At 48.0% G+C, this 19793-nt stretch carries 18 protein-coding genes; 8 read left to right on the top strand and 10 right to left on the bottom strand.

Annotated elements, in window-relative coordinates:
- Positions 1-31: 31 nt before the first annotated feature.
- From tolC to JAO78_RS12705, 3 genes are all read left to right on the top strand, one after another.
- Positions 32-1327, top strand: a complete 1296-nt coding sequence (tolC, locus tag JAO78_RS12715; protein WP_226751737.1) for an outer membrane channel protein TolC — start codon at positions 32-34, stop codon at positions 1325-1327.
- Positions 1328-1450: 123 nt separating this feature from the next.
- Positions 1451-2377 carry an LpxL/LpxP family Kdo(2)-lipid IV(A) lauroyl/palmitoleoyl acyltransferase gene (gene lpxL, locus JAO78_RS12710; protein WP_226751736.1) on the top strand — a complete coding sequence of 309 codons (927 nt, stop codon included), beginning with the start codon at positions 1451-1453 and terminating at the stop codon, positions 2375-2377.
- Positions 2378-2390: 13 nt separating this feature from the next.
- Positions 2391-2975, top strand: coding sequence for a TcpQ domain-containing protein (locus tag JAO78_RS12705; RefSeq protein ID WP_226751735.1), 585 nt, complete (start codon positions 2391-2393; stop codon positions 2973-2975).
- On the opposite strand, the gene glnE is transcribed toward JAO78_RS12705, so the two are convergent.
- Positions 2972-5788: a bifunctional [glutamate--ammonia ligase]-adenylyl-L-tyrosine phosphorylase/[glutamate--ammonia-ligase] adenylyltransferase gene (gene glnE, locus JAO78_RS12700; RefSeq protein WP_226751734.1), complete on the bottom strand. Its 2817-nt coding sequence runs from the start codon at positions 5786-5788 to the stop codon at positions 2972-2974. The genes JAO78_RS12705 and glnE overlap by 4 nt on opposite strands.
- A 15-nt stretch (positions 5789-5803) precedes the next feature.
- Entirely contained in the window at positions 5804-6718 is a 915-nt protein-coding gene (locus tag JAO78_RS12695) for a CYTH domain-containing protein (protein WP_226751733.1), read from the bottom strand.
- A gap of 121 nt (positions 6719-6839) precedes the next feature.
- Here JAO78_RS12695 and JAO78_RS12690 point away from each other — a divergent pair, with 121 nt between their 5' ends.
- On the top strand, positions 6840-7439 hold the full coding sequence (locus JAO78_RS12690; RefSeq protein ID WP_226751732.1) for a TIGR04211 family SH3 domain-containing protein: 600 nt from the start codon (positions 6840-6842) through the stop codon (positions 7437-7439).
- Positions 7440-7452: 13 nt separating this feature from the next.
- On the opposite strand, the gene JAO78_RS12685 is transcribed toward JAO78_RS12690, so the two are convergent.
- Positions 7453-7962 carry an Lrp/AsnC ligand binding domain-containing protein gene (locus JAO78_RS12685; protein WP_226751731.1) on the bottom strand — a complete coding sequence of 170 codons (510 nt, stop codon included), beginning with the start codon at positions 7960-7962 and terminating at the stop codon, positions 7453-7455.
- 183 nt (positions 7963-8145) lie between these two features.
- Here JAO78_RS12685 and putA point away from each other — a divergent pair, with 183 nt between their 5' ends.
- Both putA and JAO78_RS12675 read left to right on the top strand, forming a co-directional pair.
- Positions 8146-11922 carry a bifunctional proline dehydrogenase/L-glutamate gamma-semialdehyde dehydrogenase PutA gene (gene putA / locus JAO78_RS12680; protein WP_226751785.1) on the top strand — a complete coding sequence of 1259 codons (3777 nt, stop codon included), beginning with the start codon at positions 8146-8148 and terminating at the stop codon, positions 11920-11922.
- Positions 11923-12040: 118 nt separating this feature from the next.
- On the top strand, positions 12041-13165 hold the full coding sequence (locus JAO78_RS12675) for a cyclic di-GMP phosphodiesterase (RefSeq protein ID WP_226751730.1): 1125 nt from the start codon (positions 12041-12043) through the stop codon (positions 13163-13165).
- Position 13166: 1 nt separating this feature from the next.
- On the opposite strand, the gene JAO78_RS12670 is transcribed toward JAO78_RS12675, so the two are convergent.
- Both JAO78_RS12670 and JAO78_RS12665 read right to left on the bottom strand, forming a co-directional pair.
- On the bottom strand, positions 13167-13877 hold the full coding sequence (locus tag JAO78_RS12670) for a general secretion pathway protein GspB (RefSeq protein ID WP_226751729.1): 711 nt from the start codon (positions 13875-13877) through the stop codon (positions 13167-13169).
- Between the two features lie 5 nt (positions 13878-13882).
- Positions 13883-14812: an ExeA family protein gene (locus tag JAO78_RS12665; RefSeq protein WP_226751728.1), complete on the bottom strand. Its 930-nt coding sequence runs from the start codon at positions 14810-14812 to the stop codon at positions 13883-13885.
- 71 nt (positions 14813-14883) lie between these two features.
- On the opposite strand from JAO78_RS12665, the gene JAO78_RS12660 reads away from it, so the two are divergent.
- A complete protein-coding gene (locus tag JAO78_RS12660) occupies positions 14884-16116 on the top strand; it encodes a multifunctional CCA addition/repair protein (protein WP_226751727.1) in 1233 nt (410 codons plus the stop codon).
- Here the strand turns inward: JAO78_RS12660 and JAO78_RS12655 are convergent.
- The 3 genes from JAO78_RS12655 to folB are packed head-to-tail and all read right to left on the bottom strand — an operon-like array spanning position 16113 to position 17775.
- On the bottom strand, positions 16113-16919 hold the full coding sequence (locus JAO78_RS12655; protein WP_226751726.1) for an undecaprenyl-diphosphate phosphatase: 807 nt from the start codon (positions 16917-16919) through the stop codon (positions 16113-16115). The genes JAO78_RS12660 and JAO78_RS12655 overlap by 4 nt on opposite strands.
- Positions 16916-17410, bottom strand: a complete 495-nt coding sequence (gene folK / locus JAO78_RS12650) for a 2-amino-4-hydroxy-6-hydroxymethyldihydropteridine diphosphokinase (protein ID WP_226751725.1) — start codon at positions 17408-17410, stop codon at positions 16916-16918. Before folK ends, JAO78_RS12655 begins: the two co-directional genes overlap by 4 nt.
- Positions 17410-17775 (bottom strand): dihydroneopterin aldolase, encoded by a 366-nt coding sequence (gene folB / locus JAO78_RS12645; RefSeq protein WP_226751724.1) that lies wholly within the window; start codon positions 17773-17775, stop codon positions 17410-17412. Before folB ends, folK begins: the two co-directional genes overlap by 1 nt.
- Before the next feature lie 137 nt (positions 17776-17912).
- On the opposite strand from folB, the gene plsY reads away from it, so the two are divergent.
- On the top strand, positions 17913-18518 hold the full coding sequence (gene plsY, locus JAO78_RS12640) for a glycerol-3-phosphate 1-O-acyltransferase PlsY (RefSeq protein ID WP_226751723.1): 606 nt from the start codon (positions 17913-17915) through the stop codon (positions 18516-18518).
- A gap of 13 nt (positions 18519-18531) precedes the next feature.
- On the opposite strand, the gene tsaD is transcribed toward plsY, so the two are convergent.
- Together tsaD and JAO78_RS12630 are read right to left on the bottom strand one after the other, a co-directional pair.
- Entirely contained in the window at positions 18532-19545 is a 1014-nt protein-coding gene (gene tsaD / locus JAO78_RS12635) for a tRNA (adenosine(37)-N6)-threonylcarbamoyltransferase complex transferase subunit TsaD (protein WP_226751722.1), read from the bottom strand.
- Complete coding sequence (locus tag JAO78_RS12630; RefSeq protein WP_226751721.1) at positions 19533-19772, bottom strand: hypothetical protein; 240 nt, start codon at positions 19770-19772, stop codon at positions 19533-19535. Before JAO78_RS12630 ends, tsaD begins: the two co-directional genes overlap by 13 nt.
- Positions 19773-19793: the final 21 nt, after the last annotated feature.

Here is a 19793-nt window from a genome sequence, read left to right as displayed (position 1 = left end):
GCAGTTTCCTTATTCAGCCAGGATTTATTACATGAAAAAAACGTTATTAAGCACTCTCGTGCTGTCATCGCTAAGTTTTTTTAGCCTACAACTACAGGCTGATGACTTAAAAGCGGTGTACCAGCTCGCTACCCAAAAGGATCCGGTTGTGCAACGTGCTGCCGCTAACCGCGATGCCGCTACCGCGCGTATTGATATCTCTAAAGCCCGTTTATTACCCTCTGTCAGCTTTGGTGCTGAAATTGGTCGTTCATCTAACGATGATTTACGTTTCGGTGGCAGTAACAGCATCGGTGCCAACGTTACCGCGCGGCAAAGCCTGTTTGATTGGTTTGATTGGCAGAGTTTGCCACGCGCAGAAAAAGTGGCGCTGCAAAGCCAAACCATTTACAACGCTGAAGTGCAAGGTCTGATCTTACGCGTGACGTCAGCTTATTTTGACGTGTTAAAAGCCAAAGATAACTTAACGTTCGTGGCTGCCGAAAAACGCTCTGTAGAGCGCCAGTTAGAGCAAACCAAGCAACGTTTTGCGGTAGGCTTAACCGCGATCACCGATGTGCATGAAGCTCAAGCACAATATGACAGCGTGGTTGCGCGTGAAATCAGCAGTGAAAATAACCTAGAAAATGCCCGTGAAGCCCTGCGCGAAATCACGGGTCAGTATCATGCTGAAGTCGCCATGTTAAATACCGACAAATTTTCTACCTCACGGCCGCAGCCTGCTGCAGCCAATGAGTGGGTTGGCATTGCTGAGCAAAACAACTTGGTATTACAAGCTCAGCGCATTTCGTTAGATGTGGCTGAAATTGATATTGATTTAGCGAAAGCGGGTCATTTACCCACCGTTGATGCGATTGCCAATTTAGGTGTATCTAAAACATCAGGCTTTGATCGCTTTGACAACAGCTCAATCAGCATTAGCCTCTCTGTACCGATTTACAGCGGCGGTGCAATTGATGCAAACGTGCGTGTGGCACAAGCTAGCTATGTGGAAGTCAGCCAAGCTTTAGAACAAAGCTATCGCTCTGTGGTTCGCCAAGTGCGTAGCTCATTTAACGATGTCAATTCGCAAATGTCTGTGATCCGTGCTTTAGAACAAGCGGTTATTTCGGCACAAAGTGCCTTACAAGCAACCGAAGCCGGTTTTGAAGTGGGCACCCGAACTATCGTTGATGTCTTACTCAGCACCCGTAACTTGTTTGATGCACAACGTAACCTATCAGGTGCGCGTTATGATTACATCCTAGCGCAGTTACAGCTCAAACAAGCTGCCGGTAACTTAACAGAAGAAGACCTGTTATCGATTAACAACGCACTGACGATGTAAATCTGTTGAGGTATACCGCGCGTCGGTATACCTCGTCTTTTCGTATGCTCCTACCAGTTTCGCCTTTCCTGCCGCGATTTTTTCGATACAATACCGTCAGTTTGTTTTTTTCGGATATCTATTTTGGTTAAGTCTCCTCAGTTTAGTTGGCGTTTTTTATTGCCGCGTTATTGGCTGTTATGGATCGGTGTCGGCTTGATGTACCTTATCAGCTGGTTACCCTACCGTGTGCTGATGACCCTAGGCGCAGCCTTAGGTAAGTTATTATTTAAAGCCTTAAAATCCCGTCAAAAAATTGCTAGACGAAATCTCGAGCTTTGTTTTCCACAGAAAAGCGCGGCTGAACGTGAAGCCTTGTTATGGCGCAACGCCGAAGAAAGCGGCAAAGCCATGTTTGAAACGGTGATTGGCTGGTGGTGGCCGGATTGGCGAGTTCGTCGCTTGGCACATATTACCGGTTACGAGCATATCCAGCAGGCAGTCGCTAGCGGCAAGGGTATTTTATTGCTGGCGGGGCATTTTCTACATTTAGAGGCGGCTGGGCGAGTGATTGGCTTAACCCACCCCAGCATTGGTTTTTATCGTCCGAACAATAACCCGCTAATGGATTATCTGCAGTATCACGGCCGCAGCCGCAGCAATAAATATATGATTGGCAAGCGGGATGTTAAAGGCTTGATCCAGGCGCTAAATCAGCAAGAAGTGTGTTTTTATCTTCCCGATCAAGATTACGGACGCAGTCGGGCTGAGTTTGTTCCTTTTTTTGCGGTGGCAGATACCGCCACCACCACCGGCACCTTACTTTTTGCCAATGCGGCAAATTGCGTGGTGATCCCGATCTATACTTATCGTTTACCTGATTATCGCGGCTATCAAATTGACATACTGCCGGCGTTTGATCATTTTCCCAGTGGCGATGATCGCGCCGATGTAACCCGCGTTAATCAGTGGGTTGAGCAAGCCGTATTAAAAAACCCCGAACAGTATATGTGGCTGCATCGACGGTTTAAAACCCGACCGGATGCTGAAGCACCGTCATTATATGACTAGGACGTTATAACCCATGAAGATTTTATTACAACTGCTAGTGGGGATCTTGGTCATTGGCCTAGTGTTTTTGCTTGTCACTAAACCTGAGCTATTGTTCGATCCGACTAAAAAGAATGCGGCAGCCGAGGGCTTTAGCCGTTTTTATTCGGATTATCGCACCAGCCTGCAAAAAACCCGCGATGCCAGCGATTTTATTATTACCATTCCGGATACGAGCGATGAATTGGTCTTACGCCTACGTCGACGTGAATTGCAAGTAGCCGCACCGGCGGCGGCAACTTGGCGTGGCCAAAAGATCCGTCGACGCTTTGAAGCCGGAAAAACCATTAAGCAGGTGTTGCAAGATTATGCTGATCAAGAACAGATGCAGCTTTTTTGGGCATTACCACGCGACTACGTTGTGAAAGAGTACTTTGTCACAAACGGTAGTTTAGTCGAAGCATTACAGGAAATGACGGTGACCATCAGCCCGGATTTTAAGCAGCCTATTTTTGGCTTTTTTTGTCCTAATGCCCGGGCTTTAGTGGTGACCTATTTAACCGATCCGTTTTTCCAACAAAATTGTGTGGCGACCGGCCCTAACCCTTACCAGCTTTAAGCTGTTGGCGCATTCGCAAACCAGTGCTGCCAACTTTGCTGTACCTGCGCGCGATGCTGTGCCAAGCCGCTATCCACATTCACCGTAGCAGGCGCAAGTGTATGCCGATGCCCTGCGCCACGTAATACCTGATACGCCTCGGCTAAAGCCGTGGCTTCCGCTTCTGGCAGTAAACCACTGGCCGCTGCGGCCGCTAAAATACGAATATTATCGGTGAATTCAAACAACGCTGGATAGTCTTTACTATAAGCTAGCACTAAATACTGGCTGAGAAATTCCAGATCAACAATACCGCCAACACTGTGCTTTACATCATCCGTCGCGACACCATGATGCTCTCGCAACTTAGCACGCATCTGCAGAACATCTTGGGTTAACTGCGCAGCATCCCGTGGCAAAGTTAAAATGTGTTGCCGGATCTGGCTGAATTCGGAACGCAGTTCCGCCGAGCCTAAGATCATCCGCGCCCGAACTAAAGCTTGGTGCTCCCACGTCCAGGCATCCTGCTGTAAATACTGCTGATAGGTGTCGATATGAATAGCTAACAAGCCAGAATTACCGGAAGGCCTTAAGCGCGTATCAATCTCGTACAGCACGCCACTATTGGTGCGCGTGGTACTTAAATGTAGAATACGCTGCACAAGTTTTAAGTAAAATTGCAACGAATCGATGCTGCGATCGCCAGAGGTGCCTTCTTGGCTGCGGCATTGATGCAAGAATACCAAGTCAAGATCCGAACCATAACCCAGCTCTAAACCACCGAGCTTACCATAACCAATCACCGCAAAACCTTTATCCTGATCACTGGCTCCCGCCGGTAAACCATAACGAGCCACCATTTGTTGCCACGCTAAATTTACCAACTGTTCAACAATCACTTCGGCTAACCAGGTTAAGTGATCACTCACTTTCATCAAGGGCAAAGCCCCCGAAATATCAGCTGCGGCAATACGTAGCTGCTGCGCTTGTTTAAATTGCCGCAAGGTTTCCATTAATAACTCTAAGTCATCTTCCGGCACCCGCAATAAATATAAACGTAAGCGATCACGATAGTCATCAATGGTGGCCACCTGATACAACTGGCTCGGATCAATCAATTCGTCCAGCAACATTGGATAACGGGCCAGTTGCTCGGCCAGCCAACCGCTTTGCGAGCAAAGCAGCACCAATTGCTGCATCGCAGGCGGATTTTCAAAAAGTAATTCTAAATAGGCGGTGCGGGTAACGATTTTACTAAATACACCAAGGATCCGACTTAAAATGGTATTAGAAGCCTGTTGATGCTGTAACCAATGCAACAGTTGTGGCATCAGCTTGGCTAAATATTCACGGCCACGCGGGCCCACTGAGCGGCGTTGACAATCCAATTTAAACTGCTGTAATTGTTCGAGCAGTGCGGTTGCCTCAGCCATATCTAACCAATCAACTTGCTCGGCTAAGTCCGAGCCCACACTATCACTGTCCCACAATAGGCGCCCAAGGCTTAACTCTTGCGATTCCAAGTTGTCTTCTGGCTCAATCACCAATTTAAAATACTGATGAATACGCTGCATAGCCGCTTCAATGTCTGCCTGCAAACTGGCCCAATCGGTTCGCCCTAAACAGGCTAATAACTGTTGTTGACCAACCGCCTCGGCCGGTAAGGTTTGTGTTTGTTTATCGTCAATACCTTGCAGGCCTTGCTCTACTTGACGCAGCCACAGATAGTCTTGCTGCAAGGCGGCAGCATGCTCGGCACTCAGCAACTCGTGCTCTTGCAGTAAAGGCAACACCTTTAACAGCGATTGTTGCTGTAATTGTGGAATACGCCCACCACGAATTAACTGCAAGGTTTGCACAATAAATTCCACTTCGCGGATCCCGCCTGCGCCAAGCTTAATGTTATCGCGCCGATTGCGCCGACGATTCTCTTGTTCAATTAACTGTTTCATCCGCCGCAGCGATTCAATCGCGGAGAAGTCGATATAACGCCGATAAATAAAGGGTTTTAATAAGGCTTGTAACTCAGGCGCGTAACGCTTATCGGGGTTAAGTACGCGCGCTTTTAACATGGCGTAACGTTCCCATTCACGCCCTTGCTCTTGATAGTAATCTTCCAGCGCTGCGAAACTGAGGACCAGCGGCCCGCTGTCACCAAAAGGCCGCAACCGCATGTCCACACGATAGCAAAACCCATCAGCCGTTACCTGATGTAAGGCGGCAATCAGCTTTTGCCCGACCTTAGTGAAAAACTGTTGATGCTCTAGGGGCCTGCGTCCGCCCACCGTTTCGCCGTTACTGGGATAAGTAAAGATCAAATCGATATCAGATGAGAAGTTCAGCTCACCACCACCCAACTTACCCATGCCTAAAATCAGTAACGGCATGGGCTCGCCCTGTTCATCTAAAGGCAGACCACTACTGAGGCTTTGCTGCTGATAAGCCCATTGATAGGCGCTGTTAATCAAGGTATTCGCTAATTGCGATACCGACGTCAGGCTGGCGGCAATTGGTTGTAATTCAAAAATATCCGCCGCCATAATCAAGCATAAACTGGCATTTCGATAACGACGGAGTGCAGAAAATACATCGCTTTCAGCCGTTGAAGTGATGGCAGTTAAGGGATCATGAAAACCAGCGGCTAAATGCTGCTGTAAGCGTTCACTATCACAACAGAGCGCCAGCAACTGCGGCTGTTGCCTGAGCGTACGGCCAATAAAAGTACTAGACTGCAACAGACGAGTCAGCTTAGCCAACGTTGCCGCGTCCAATTGCGGTGATAAGGCTTCAAAATCGGCTTGCCAATAGCTACCCTGCCCCTGTGATGCGGTCATGTTGTACTCCTTTGCTTAAACGTCTTGTAACAGTAAAGCGGATACCTTTAATAACAGCAGATGATACGCCTGACTGTTAAAGACTAAAGCACCGCTTTCTGCCAACTCTCTGGCCGCTGTGCGCGCCTGACTGGACAAGAGTTGTTGTCCTTCATCGGTTAATTGATGCGCAAGTTGCTGTAACGCGTCTTCGACCTCGCTCAACAAATCAGGCGCTAACTCTTGTAAATAGCAGTTTTCTAATTGCTGTAAACGCTGCAAATACACCAGTAGCGGTTGTGCGGCTTGTTGGGCAGCTAACGGCTTGGGTCTGGCGGTGGTTTTGTTATGAAACAGTTGATAACCGCGGGCGGCTTTACTGAGCCAACCGGTGCGTAATGGCAGGGCTTTTAATAAGAATTCGGCGAGTTCAAACAAAGCTTGTGGCCGCCCTGAAAGTAACTCCAGCTCCATTTCCGAAATCGCTTGGCGCCGCTCCCCGGCTCGCACTTCGCCATTATCGTAGACCACTTCAATTTCAGCATCCGGCAATTGTACCACCCAGCTACTGCGCTGAAAGTCAGTACGAAATAGCTCAACCAGCTGTGTTTGCAATGCGCTGATATCTGTGTCTACGGGCCACACTTCAGCTGGAAACTGGTCAAGCTGCGGTATAACGCCATGACAAGGTACATTGTATTCTGGGCGAATTTGCAAGGCGCCATGTTGTTGCCCCGCTAGCTTTAAGGTTTGCTCAAAACGCCCTAACTTTAAGCGCGAGCGCAATCCCATATCATGTTGCCGAAACCAATGCTCTGCCGTATCAAAGTAAGCATTTAGCAGTGATTGCGGTTCAGTTGTACGTAAAATGGGGTAAAGCTGCAACAGATCCGGCAGTAACGCGGCATCTGCAGCACTAATTAAATACTTAAGTTCAAGTTCCAGACTCATTACCACTCTCCGACAGCGAACTGGCCTTACGGCTATTAGTCCTTGTCAATTGCCACACAACTGCCTATTATCGCCGATATTGTTATATGACATCTGTTTTCAATTAAGTCTCAGGATACCTATGTTTAGATTATTTCGCAGCTCTGTTCGTTCGTTATTTTTACTCAGTCTCTTACTATGCTGGTTACCGGCACAAAGCCAAACTGAGCAAAAACCGGCTTTTATCAGCGATGCCTTAGTGGTGTACTTGCACTCTGGGCCGGGTAATCAATATCGTATCGTCGGCACGTTAGCGGCCGGTAGCAGCGTGGTATTCCTGTCTGAAGACAATAACTATGCGCAAATTCAGTATGAAGAAGATAAAACCGCTTGGTTGCCAAAAGAGCATCTGACGTTTACGCCCGGTTTAAATGCCCAACTGAGTGAATTAACGGCCACTTTTCAAGAGCAAAGCTCGCGCTTAAATAGCCTTGAGCAAGGCGCCAGCCAACTGCAAGCCACTTTAGATCAAGTGACACTCGAGCGTGATTTAGCCGTACAAGAATTAGAACAACTGCGACGTAATAACGAGCGTTTAACGACTGAGCTGAATGCCACCCAAGCGAGTTTTTGGCAGCAGCCAATGACCATTGGTGGTGTGATTTTAACCTTCGGTTTAGTGTTCGGTTTATTGTTACCCAAATTAATTCCAAGCCGTCGCAACAGCGACCGCTGGATGTAACACGCCAACGCCCCTATTGCGGGGGCGTACTGGCATCAGCATGTGTTTTTAAAGGTAAACCGCGGTCGTTTTTCACTTGCTCAATCACCACATAGGTGTGGGTTTGCGCTACGCCGGGTAAATCGACTATCTTGGCAAGGATCTGCCGGTAAGCTTCCATCGTCGGCAATCGCAGTTTCAGTAAATAATCAAAACCCCCAGCAACCATATGACACTCTGCCACTTCCGGGATCTGCACCACGGCATCGCGAAACTTATCAAACACATCACTGGTGGTTCTATCTAACGTTACTTGTATAAAAGCCGCGGTGCCATAACCTAATTTGCCACTATTGAGCCTTGCGCCATAACCTTCAATAAACCCTTCTTTTTCAAGGCGTTTTACTCTATCAATACACGGGCTAGCACTTAAATTGACTTTTTTGGCTAAGTCAACATTGGCAATTCGACCTTCTTTTTGCAACGTATCGAGAATACTGATGTCAATACGATCAAGTGCTTTCGCTTTGGGGTTCGAGTTCATAGCAGTATTTTCTTGGGTATTTGATATTGTTGACAGAATTATATACGGTTAAACCGCAAAAATAACCACCCTATGCTGTGGTCTTTTCTCTAAAATGCCGCTGATAACAATAAAGCCAAAGGCATGTTCGTGCGGGTCATTAATGACAACGCCAATTCACGTATCGACAATCAGGATAATTCTATGCTGTTTAATGGTTCTTTGGTCACCACAGACCCTATCCGCCAACTCATTCGCGATTATTACCGCGCCGATGAAGATGACGTTCTAGACTTTTTGTTGCCACTGGCAGAAGTGGATGCGAAGACACGCAGTCGGGCCTGGGAGCGTGCACGGCAACTGGTTTTATATATTCGCCAAGCGCAGGTGGGTAAAGGCGGGGTTGATGCCCTATTAAACGAGTTTTCACTGTCGACAGAAGAAGGCTTGGTATTAATGTGCCTAGCCGAAGCCTTGCTGCGTGTGCCTGACAGCCTAACAGCCGATCGACTGATCCGCGATAAATTATCGCAAGGCGATTGGAGTGCTCACCTGGGCAACAGCAACTCGTTATTTGTTAACGTTTCAAGCTGGGGCTTATTGGTCACAGGTAAATTAGTTAATTATTCTGATGACGAGAAAAAACAACAATTTGGTTTGCTCAAGCGTACCTGTGGTCGCTTAGGCGAGCCAGTGATCCGCCAAGCCGTGCGCTATGCCATGCAAATTATGGGTACGCAATTTGTCTTGGGTACCACCATTGATAAAGCACTAGAACGTGCTAACGTCATGGAAGCCAAAGGGTTTAGTTATTCTTACGATATGCTGGGCGAAGGCGCCCGTACCATGGCCGATGCAGATCGCTATTTTGAGGCTTATTTAACGGCCATTGAAGCTATTGGTAAAGCAGCCAAAGGTCGGGGCCCCATTGTTAGCCCGGGTATCTCGGTAAAATTATCAGCCATTCACCCACGCTATGAATTTAGCCATTTAGATCGGGTGCATGCCGAATTAGTGCCGCGCTTAAAACAACTGGCGTTAGCCGCTAAAAAATACGATATCGGCTTTACCGTGGATGCGGAAGAAGCTGACCGCTTAGACATGTCGTTAGATGTGATTGCTAAAGTGTTTAGCGATCCCGATCTGGATGGTTGGGAAGGCTTTGGTTTAGCCGTACAAGCCTATCAAAAACGCGGCTTCTATGTCATTGAATGGCTGCGCGAGCTCACGGTGAAAGTTGGCCGTAAAATGATGGTGCGCTTAGTAAAAGGTGCTTATTGGGATACTGAAATTAAGTTATCGCAAGTAGAAGGTTTAGCCGACTTCCCAGTATTTAGCCGCAAACCGGCTACCGATGTCTCTTATCAAGCTTGTGCCAAAAAACTGCTCAGTTATCGTGACAGTATTTACCCGCAATTTGCCACGCACAATGCCTATACCGTCGCCACCATTATTGAAATGGCAGGTGATCTGACTGGCTTTGAATTCCAACGTCTGCACGGTATGGGTGATGCACTTTATGATCTGATTGTCGAAAATGAAAAGATCCCGTGCCGCATCTATGCCCCGGTAGGCGAACACTCTGACTTATTAGCCTATCTGGTGCGTCGTTTATTAGAAAACGGTGCCAACAGCTCTTTTGTTAACAACATTATCGACGATTCTATTCCGGTTGAATCCTTACTGCATGACCCGGTAGAAATCGTGAAAGGTTGGCAAAGTAAACGTAACCCAGGCATTCCACTGCCCATCGCCTTATTTGGCCACAGCCGTAATAACTCGCGGGGTTTAGATCTCACCGACATCAACCAGCTGACGCCGCTAAAACAAAGTATGGAAGAGTGGGAAGACAAACTGCACGTCGTCAGCAGCGACGCGGATGACGTAGCGGTAGTAAACCCGGCCAACTTAAAAGAAGTGATTGGTTACCTGCAATATGCTACCCCTGAAGCCATGCAGCAAATGTTAAGCGATGCCGACGCCGCTTTTGCCAGTTGGGCCGATACGCCGGTTGCGGAGCGTGCCGCCTTATTACGCCGCTTAGCCGATGCCATGGAAGCACATCAAGATGAATTACTGACCCTCTGCGTTAAAGAAGCCGGTAAAGTGCTGGCCGATGCTGTAGCGGAAGTACGAGAAGCAGTTGATTTTTGTCGTTATTACGCGCATCAAGCTGAGCTGTTGTTCGCTAAACCACAACAAGCCCGTGGCGTGTTCTTATGTATTAGCCCATGGAACTTCCCGCTAGCCATTTTTATCGGCCAAGTGGCCGCCGCTATTGTTGCCGGTAATACTGTTGTTGCCAAACCGGCAGAGCAAACCAGCTTAGTTGCCGTGCGTACGCTCGAGCTGTTAAGTGAATGCGGCATGCCTAAGCATGTGGTGCAGTTGGTCATTGCACCAGGGCGCCAAGTGGGTGAGCACATTGTGCCGGATCTGCGTGTGCAAGGTGTGATGTTTACCGGCTCAACAGAAACCGGTTGTTGGATCGCCCGCAAATTAGCTGAGCGCGGCGGTGAACCTGTGCCGCTTATCGCGGAAACAGGCGGTCAAAACTGTATGATTGTCGACTCGACAGCCTTGCCTGAGCAAGTGGTCGATGATGTGATCTCTTCGGGTTTCCAAAGCGCGGGTCAGCGCTGCTCGGCTTTACGCGTATTGTTCCTACAAGAAGATGTTGCAGATAAAATTATCACCATGATCAAAGGCGCCATGGCAGAGCTACACGTAGGTGATCCGGCGTGGTTAAGCACCGATTTAGGCCCGGTTATCGATAGCAAAGCACATGAGCGTTTAACCAATCATGTACAGTATTTGCAAGATAAAGCGACGCTGCATTTTGCTTGTCCGATCCCAGCAGAAGGGGAGCATTTCTTCTTTGCACCACACTTATACGAAATTAGCGATCTCACCGTGTTAGAGCGTGAAGTGTTTGGCCCTGTGGTGCATATTATTCGCTTTAAAGCGGAAGAGATTGATAACGTGATTGCGCAAATCAATGCCACCGGCTATGGCCTAACCACCGGTGTGCACAGCCGTATTGATCAGTTAACGCAAAAAGTTCGCCGTGAAATTAAAGCCGGAAATATTTACGTAAACCGTAACATGATCGGTGCCGTGGTTGGTGTGCAACCCTTTGGTGGTCGTGGTTTATCGGGTACCGGCCCCAAAGCCGGTGGCCCACTGTATTTGCAGCGCTTAGTCAAAGATAACCTGAGTGTTGATTGCCCAGCGTTAGATGAAGGTAAAAAAGTGCGTTTGCTGGCAGAAACCACCAGCCGTGCCGTGGCTTATGCCATGCCAGCGGCGGATATTGCACAGCATAAATGGGCAGCCTTACCCATTAATCAGCGTACATCTGTGTTACGGCAGTTCTTAGCCTCTTTGGCTTCTAACAAGGTTGTCAGTCGACAAGAGCCTGATTTAGAGCAAGTGTTAACCGTGGCCCGCAGCAAGTTACAACGTGTTGAACTGGAGCTGCAACGGCCGATTAATCTGCCAGGGCCGACAGGTGAAAGCAACACTTTAACGTTAGATCCACGCGGGATCTTAGCGTTACTGCGTGATGACACCAGCAGCTTTAGCCATTGGTTATTAAGCATTATTACTGCTTTAGCCGCAGGTAATGCCGTGATCACCGCGGTTGAAGAAGACGATGTTATCGAAGCGGAAGCCTGTATAAAAGCGTTAATTGCTGCCGGTATGCCACAACATCTGTTAGCGGTAGTTCGCTTAGATTGCTTAACGACGTTATTAGCGCATACCGATCTGGCCGGTGCCGTAATTGAAGTCAGCAGTGCTTTAAAACCGCTGGCAGCAGAACTCATCGCCGCGCGTGAAGGTGCAATACTGCCGTTAATCACCGCGCCTGCCGATGAACGGATGTTACATCGCTTAGTCACTGAAAAAACTATTACCATCAACACCACAGCAGCTGGCGGTAATGCCTCGTTAATGACAATGGCTGAAAACGTCGGTTAACGCGGCAAAATAGAAGCTTGTGCTACTAAAAAAGCCCGCTTAAATGCGGGCTTTTTGCTATGCTAGGAATAAGACCTAGTTGAGTCTCATCACTTTTCACGGATGCAAAGATCATTAGATGCCATATCAAAGAGTGTCGATAGCCCAATTACAGCCCGGCAGCTATATTGTCAAAGTGCTGGAGCAAACCGGACAACTGGCCATCAAACATGCTGGCTTTGTCCGCACACGTGAAAGCATCCGCAATTTAAAAAATCAAGGCGTGCTTGTGGTTGCCATTGACCCGAGCAAACAACTGACCCCACGCCCAGTCGAAACAAAACCGCCACCACCTGAAAAAGAGCCCGAAGCATTTCGTGCAGTATTTGCCGAAGAGCAACCCAAAGCCGAGCGCAGTTTAGAGCAAACTAAAAAAACACAGCAGCAGGTGCTAAAAGCCGCCGCCAACGAAGAGCCTATTGATTTGAGCCTGGTACATGAAGTCAGTGCCGGGTTATTTGATTCGGTTAGTCGCAATCCGGATGTTTTGCTGTATCTGACTCGTATCGCCGAAAAAAGCGATATGCTGCTACAACACTCCATTAACTGTGCCGTTTATATGGCCGCTTTCGCCCGTTTTTTAAATTTCCCCAAACACAAAGTCCAAAACCTGATCACGGCAGCCTTGCTGCATGATGTGGGTAAAGCGCAACAGCCGATGCTGTTGCAACAACCGGATGCTAACGCTATTAGCACCAGTTTGATGGTGTTGCAGCAAAGCACGGCTTTGGCTGGCGAAGTGTCTTTTTGGATCAGCCAACATTGTGCCTTGTTAGATGGCAGTGGCTCACCGCCACTCCAAGAACAACAAATCAGTAATGGTAGCCGTATGCTAACCATCGTTAATTTGTATGAGAAATTAAGTAATGTGCAAACCAGCTACGTGAATCCGCTTAATGTGATCCGGCAACTGATGGCGATGGCGCCAGCACAATTGGATAATAGTTTATTACAATTGTTCATTAAATGTATTGGCGTTTACCCGCCAGGTAGCGTGGTACGCTTAACGACTGGGCGGCTAGCCTTAGTATTGGAGAATAATCAGAAAAAGCCGACGTTGCCACGGGTAAAAGTGTTTTACCACAGTGTGCATCAGCATCATCTGCCGCCGCGAATCATCGATTTATCGCGGCAGCAAGAAGAACAAATAGAAGGCTGTGTTGATTTAAGAAAATATGGCTTAGAAGTGCGTAACTATTTGTAACTCACCACTCGCTTAACGCCCGCATACTAAAAAGTTGTTGGCCAAATTCGAGCAACACATATTGTGGTGTAATTTCCCGTAAGCGCACGTCAGCCGTTATCCATTGCCCTTCTTGTAATGATTTACCATTCACTTTCACCCAACGCTGAGCAGGCTGAGTAGCAAAAACATGGGCTTCAAAACGTAACTTGGGTAATTGCCGCTGTAAAGTGAGATCCAGCATGGCAATATCTTGCGCCGGCGCACTGTGTGTTGTCAGATTATTCGAGGCAGAACGCGGATTACCTGCTGTTTCGGCCAGTGCACTGGCAAAACGCTCACGTAACTCAGCCGAGATTTCCGGCTCGTTCACCGGCTCAGCTTGTGGTGTATTCGCTGTCACAGTTACCACCTGTGGCTCAGGCGCAAAACGCTCTGGCTCAGCGGCCGGTTCTGGCTCTGTTGTTGCAACCACCGGTGCTTCAACCGCTTTAGTCTCTAGGGTTTTTGCGATTAACGCTGGGCCTGCGGGTTGCGCTGCCTCGGGGATCAGTGCGGCCGGTTGAGTCACATCGCTTGGCGATTGTTTGCTGGCTAACAGCATATAACCGGCTACAAAACCAAGGGTAGTGGCTAAAATTAAGGCAAGGCTAATTGCCACATTGCGCCAAAAGGTGGATGGCACCTGAGGCGCGGGTTGTTGCTGTTTTAACGCATCCATTAAAATGGACATAATCTTTACTCTCCGCGCAGTATCGGCACAATTTGTAGCGCCAATAAAAACCCAAGTATTATACCTAATAGCGCTAACAGCTGCCATAACCAGTTAGGTAAAGCTTGTCGCTGACTTGTGGCTGGGTGACTAGGCAAAATTTCGGCTGCGGCCCGTTGCACATGTGTTAATTCGACTAACGCTTGCTGTTGACTATAGGCTGCTAATAACGCTCTGTCGGCGAGTAAATTCAATAACCGTGGAATACCGCCGCTTAATTCAAACAGTTTTTTTACCGCCTTGTCACTGAATACCGGTCGCTGACAACCCGCCACTTGCAGACGATAACGCATATATTGCTGCACTTCGGCTAAATTAAGCGGCAATAAATGATAACGCGCCGTAATACGTTGAGCTAATTGCCGTAAATCGTTACGTTGCAACAGCTGCTGTAATTCTGGCTGGCCAATTAAAATCACCTGCAATAATTTTTTGGTGTTTGTTTCTAAATTGGTGAGCAAGCGTAACTGTTCCAATACAGCAGGCTGTAAATGCTGGGCTTCATCAATAATTAAAATGGTTTTCTTGCCGGCATCATGGTTTTTTTGCAGCCGTTGGGTAATTTTGTCGCCTAATAGTTTTAAGCTCGCATCAGTTTTGCGGTAACGAATTTTCAACTCGTCACAAATGGCCGCCAGTAATTCTAATTCCGATAACGTGGGGTTAAGAATAAACGCCACATCGGTGGTCTCATCTAACTCTTGCAGCAAACTGCGTGAGACGGTCGTTTTACCGGTACCTACTTCGCCGGTCAGTAGCACAAAGCCGCCGGCATCCCCCAAGCCATAACGCAAATGAGCTAACGCTTCAGCATGACGTGGGCTAAGATACATAAAGTCGGGATTCGGCGCTATTGAAAATGGCGCACTGTTTAAACCAAAAAATCCGGTGTACATCACATTCCTTTAGCAAGGCATTTCATCGCAAGGCAGGTATAATGGCAAAAAAACCAGCAGCAGGAAAGCTTGTGCAAATTTATCTTGTCGGCGGCGCAGTACGCGATCAATTACTCGGTTACCCTTTTCACGAACGTGATTGGGTGGTTGTGGGGGCAACACCCGCAGAATTACTCAGCCAAGGCTATCAACAAGTTGGTAAAGACTTCCCAGTATTTCTGCACCCGAAAACGAAAGAAGAGTATGCCTTAGCGCGCACAGAGCGCAAAGCGGGTTCAGGTTATACTGGTTTTACGGTATACGCCGCCCCAGATGTCACTTTAGAACAAGATTTAGCCCGGCGCGATCTGACCATCAATGCCATCGCCCAAGACGCAGCAGGAAACTATATAGATCCTTTCCACGGCCAGCGTGATATAGAGCAAAAACAGCTACGCCATGTCTCTGACGCCTTTGTTGAAGATCCGCTGCGCGTGCTTCGTGTCGCGCGTTTTTATGCGCGTTATGCTCATCTGGGTTTTACGGTAGCGCCTGAAACCTTAGCACTGATGACACAGCTTAGTCAGCACGGTGAATTAACCACACTCAGTGCCGAGCGCGTTTGGGTTGAAACCGCTAAAGCGTTAAATACCGAGCAGCCTGCTGCTTATTTTCAGTTATTACAGCAATGTGGTGCACTGTCGGTATTGATGCCCGAGCTTGCCGCGCTTTGGGGCGTACCACAACCCGAGAAATGGCATCCAGAAATTGATAGCGGCATTCATAGCTTATTAGTGCTGCAACAAGCGGCCGCGTTAAGTCAACGCTTAGACATCCGCTTTGCTGCGTTGGTGCATGATGTAGGGAAAGGGCTGACGCCAACAGCAGAATTACCCGCCCATCATGGTCATGAACATCGTGGTTTAGCGCTCATTACGGCGTTATGTAAAAGACTACGCGTACCCAACGACTGTCGCGATCTGGCATTGTTGGTCTGTGAATACCATCAGCTGTTCCATCGTGCCGCAGAACTTAATGCTAAAACCGTATTAAAACTGTTTAACGCTATCGATTTGTGGCGAAAGCCTGAGCGTTTGAGCGATATTTTACTGTGCTGTACTGCTGATTTACGCGGTAGAACAGGCTTTGAACAGGCAGACTACCCGCCTGCAGTGCTGTTACCCAAGCTGGCCGAAGCAGCGATGGCGGTAAGTGCAAAAGCCCTGATCGCACAAGGCATAACAGGGCCCGCCATTAAAGAGGCCTTGCAAAAAGCACGCTTGCAAGCCATTAGCCACGCACAACAAACGCTAAATGGTAATTAGTTCGCAGACAGGCTTAAAAACGCCAACAAGCCGATACCTAGCAACATGCGGTAAATGACAAAGGGCAACATGCCCATGCGGCTGATAATCTTTAAGAAGAAGTGAATACAAATGGTGGCACTGATAAAGGATAACAATACCCCTAACAAGATGCCGCCCATATCATACTCGGCTGGCTCACTGAGCAGTTTGCTGGCCTGATAGCCACCGCTAAGTACGATGATCGGGATCGACAGTAAAAATGAAAAACGCGCAGCGCTAACTTTATCTAAACCAATTAACATAGCCGCCGTCATGGTGATCCCCGAACGCGACGTACCCGGGATTAAGGCAATGGCTTGGGCAAAACCAATAAACAAGGTTTGTTTTAAGGTTAATGCATTCATCGGAATATGCTGTTTTGCCGTGACATCAGCCCACCATAGCGCCAAACCAAAAACGATGGTGGTGATAGCAATCACCCACGGCGAGCGCAAAAAGGTTTCGATTAAATCGGCCGCCAGTAAACCAGCCAAGGCTGCAGGGATCGTGGCTAAAATCACCCACCATGCTAACTTGCTATCCGTGCTGTGGTGACCACCGAGGCTTTTCACCCAACCCACGGTTAAATTGCCAATATCCTGTCGAAAATACAGCATCACTGCCAGCAAGGTGCCAACATGCACCGCGACATCGAAGGCAATACCCTGATCTTGCCAGCCAAAAACGGCAGAGGGCAAAATTAAATGGGCCGAAGAAGAAATAGGTAAAAACTCGGTTAATCCTTGGATTAAAGACAGGATAATAACTTCAATGGTACTCAAGTTGGCTCACTCCATGAAAATTCAACGGGCCATATTTTTTGGGATTGGTTGTAGCCCTGCCATAAAGCGGCATAGCTTAAACCGGTGGTAGGATGGATCTCATCTGCGGCAATTTCAGCCAAAGGCCACAGTACAAAAGCATTCTCGGTAATTTCTGCCCGAGGTAACACCACGGGTGAATCACAAATTTGCTGATCGTACGTCAACAAATCTAAATCCAGAGTACGACCAGAAAACTTCTCGGCACCACGCACGCGACCAAATTGATCTTCAATGCGCTTTAATAAACTAATGCAATCAACAATAGATAAATCGGTGTCTGCACCGAGCACCATATTAAAAAAGTCATCGCCAACAAAACCTACAGCTTCACTTTGATAAACAGAAGATAACGTTACCGCACTCAGTTCACTGACTAAGGCGCGTACACCATGGCGCACATGAAAATCACGATTAATGTTAGAACCTACACTAATATAAATACGTGGCATCAGTGATTAACCTCTGGCGCAAAGCGCGTGATCTGTACCCCGACCGTTTGCGCTTGAGGCACCGCACCGGGTTTACTGACCGTCACTTCCACTTGGCTGGTACTAAATTCTGTTAATAACAATTGCGCCACGCGCTCAGCCACTGTTTCAATTAATTCAATAGGTTCGGCAGTAATTAACTCAATCACGCGGGCACTAATCACCGCATAATCAAGTGTTAAGCGAATATCATCTGCTTGAGCGGCAGCCCGCTGATCGGCGGTTAAGCGAAGATCTAACAGCAAGCGCTGCTTGATAGTTTTTTCCCAGTCGTACACGCCAATCACGGTATCAACCTGTAGCTGCTTGATAAAAACGATGTCCATCCAGTTAATTCCGCATTGCGTTATTTTTCGTTTCAGGTAGGCTGGTCGGATAGAATATATACAGCAACGCCCGTATTTTGCTGTCCGACAAATATGCCGCAATAGTATCGTAAAAAAGGGTGCTGAGGAACCATGGAATGACCCTGCTGATCTTGTTAATGATGCTTATTGCTTACCTGCTAGGTTCTATCTCTTCGGCTGTGCTGGTTTGCCAACTTTTTCGCTTACCTGACCCACGTTTTCACGGCTCGGGTAACCCGGGTACCACCAATGTGCTGCGCCTTGGCGGTAAACTCCCGGCCGTTTTGGTCTTAGTGTTCGATATTCTCAAAGGCACTATTCCGGTTTGGGGCTCTTATTTCTTAAAAATCGAACCGGTATGGTTAGGGGCTGTGGGTATTTGCGCCTGTATCGGTCACATTTATCCGATATTTTTTGGTTTTAAAGGCGGAAAAGCCGTTGCCACCGCGTTTGGGGCAATGATGCCGATTGGCTTAGATTTAGCAGGTTTATTAATTGGCTCTTGGCTAACAGTGGTATTAGTAACGGGTTACTCTTCGCTGGGCGCAATAATGACCGTGGCTTTGGCACCGCTATTTACCTGGTGGATTAAACCTTTATATACCCTGCCGGTGTTTATGCTTAGCCTGCTGATTATTGCACGGCATCGTGAAAACATTTTGCGCCTCTACCGCGGCCAAGAAAGTAAAATTTGGGATAAATCAAAACGGGTGCGTGAATAAGCACCCGAGATTTTTATAGCGCAGGTAACTGCTCTAGCGGCCAACGTGGCGTTACACCTATGGTTAAATCTTGCTGTTGCCCAGCCTTTAAACGCTGATAACCCGCAAACGCAATCATCGCGCCATTGTCGGTACAAAACTCCTTGCGCGGATAATACACCTTCCCCCCTAAACTACTGAGCAACTCTGCTAATTGCTGTTGCAGCGATTCATTCGCGCTGACCCCACCAGCAATCACTAAACGCTTATAGCCGGTTTCTGCCAAGGCACGACGGCATTTAATCAAAAGGGTATCAACCACTGCTTGCTGGAATGATGCGGCAATATCAGCTTGCACCTGTAAAGCGTTGCCTTCTTTTTGAATTACCATAGAGGCTGCTGTTTTTAAACCGCTAAAACTAAAATCTAAACCAGGACGGTCAGTCATCGGCCGCGGGAATGGGTATTTTTCAGCATCGCCCGTTTTCGCTAACTTAGCCAGTAACGGGCCACCAGGGTAATCTAAACCCATTAACTTCGCTGTTTTATCAAAAGCTTCACCGGCGGCATCATCAATCGACTCGCCCAGTAAACGGTATTGACCAATGCCCTCTACCGCCACTAATTGCGTATGGCCGCCCGACACTAATAATGCTAAAAACGGAAAGGCCGGTACGTCTTCTTCAAGCATTGGCGCCAGTAAATGCCCTTCCATATGATGCACCGCCAGCGCCGGTTTCTGCCATGCAAAAGCTAAGCTGCGTCCCAAAGTGGCCCCCACCAACAAGGCGCCAGCCAAACCTGGCCCCGCCGTATAAGCAACACCATCAATATCTGCTGCCGTTAAACCGGCTTCTTTTAAAGCTTGTTTAATCAAGGGTAAGGTTTTGCGCACATGATCGCGTGACGCTAACTCAGGCACCACGCCACCGTAATCAGCATGAATAGGGATTTGGCTGTATAACACATGGCTAAGCAGCCCTTTTTCACCATCATAAATGGCGATACCGGTTTCATCACAAGAGGTTTCGATACCTAATACACGCATTCTTGGAGCCTCAGCAGATTATTTGCGCCAAGCACGACGAAAATGCAGAAAAACGCAAGCAGACGCTGCTTTTTTCCGTTATGATTGCCGCCCTGAAAACGCGCATTGTAACGGCTTGCAGCACCTATAGCCAGATGATCTGATTTAAGATCGCAGAAGCGCTTTACATCTGGGGCGCTTTTTGCGTAAAATACCGCACCATTTTTAATCGTATTGGTTAACGACAACCAGTTTTGGCCTGAGGTGAG

The organism is Alishewanella maricola (assembly GCF_016343785.1).
GTDB lineage: Bacteria > Pseudomonadota > Gammaproteobacteria > Enterobacterales > Alteromonadaceae > Alishewanella > Alishewanella maricola.
This window is presented reverse-complemented; position numbering and strand designations above follow the sequence as displayed.

Bases quoted from the DNA above. Each gene is read 5' to 3' on its own strand.
- tolC (WP_226751737.1), top strand. From the start codon at position 32: ATGAAAAAAACGTTATTAAGCACTCTCGTGCTGTCATCGCTAAGTTTT.
- JAO78_RS12705 (WP_226751735.1), top strand. From the start codon at position 2,391: ATGAAGATTTTATTACAACTGCTAGTGGGGATCTTGGTCATTGGCCTA.
- glnE (WP_226751734.1), bottom strand. From the start codon at position 5,788: ATGACCGCATCACAGGGGCAGGGTAGCTATTGGCAAGCCGATTTTGAA.
- JAO78_RS12695 (WP_226751733.1), bottom strand. From the start codon at position 6,718: ATGAGTCTGGAACTTGAACTTAAGTATTTAATTAGTGCTGCAGATGCC.
- JAO78_RS12690 (WP_226751732.1), top strand. From the start codon at position 6,840: ATGTTTAGATTATTTCGCAGCTCTGTTCGTTCGTTATTTTTACTCAGT.
- JAO78_RS12685 (WP_226751731.1), bottom strand. From the start codon at position 7,962: ATGAACTCGAACCCCAAAGCGAAAGCACTTGATCGTATTGACATCAGT.
- putA (WP_226751785.1), top strand. From the start codon at position 8,146: ATGCTGTTTAATGGTTCTTTGGTCACCACAGACCCTATCCGCCAACTC.
- JAO78_RS12675 (WP_226751730.1), top strand. From the start codon at position 12,041: ATGCCATATCAAAGAGTGTCGATAGCCCAATTACAGCCCGGCAGCTAT.
- JAO78_RS12670 (WP_226751729.1), bottom strand. From the start codon at position 13,877: ATGTCCATTTTAATGGATGCGTTAAAACAGCAACAACCCGCGCCTCAG.
- JAO78_RS12665 (WP_226751728.1), bottom strand. From the start codon at position 14,812: ATGTACACCGGATTTTTTGGTTTAAACAGTGCGCCATTTTCAATAGCG.
- folK (WP_226751725.1), bottom strand. From the start codon at position 17,410: ATGCCACGTATTTATATTAGTGTAGGTTCTAACATTAATCGTGATTTT.
- folB (WP_226751724.1), bottom strand. From the start codon at position 17,775: ATGGACATCGTTTTTATCAAGCAGCTACAGGTTGATACCGTGATTGGC.
- plsY (WP_226751723.1), top strand. From the start codon at position 17,913: ATGACCCTGCTGATCTTGTTAATGATGCTTATTGCTTACCTGCTAGGT.
- tsaD (WP_226751722.1), bottom strand. From the start codon at position 19,545: ATGCGTGTATTAGGTATCGAAACCTCTTGTGATGAAACCGGTATCGCC.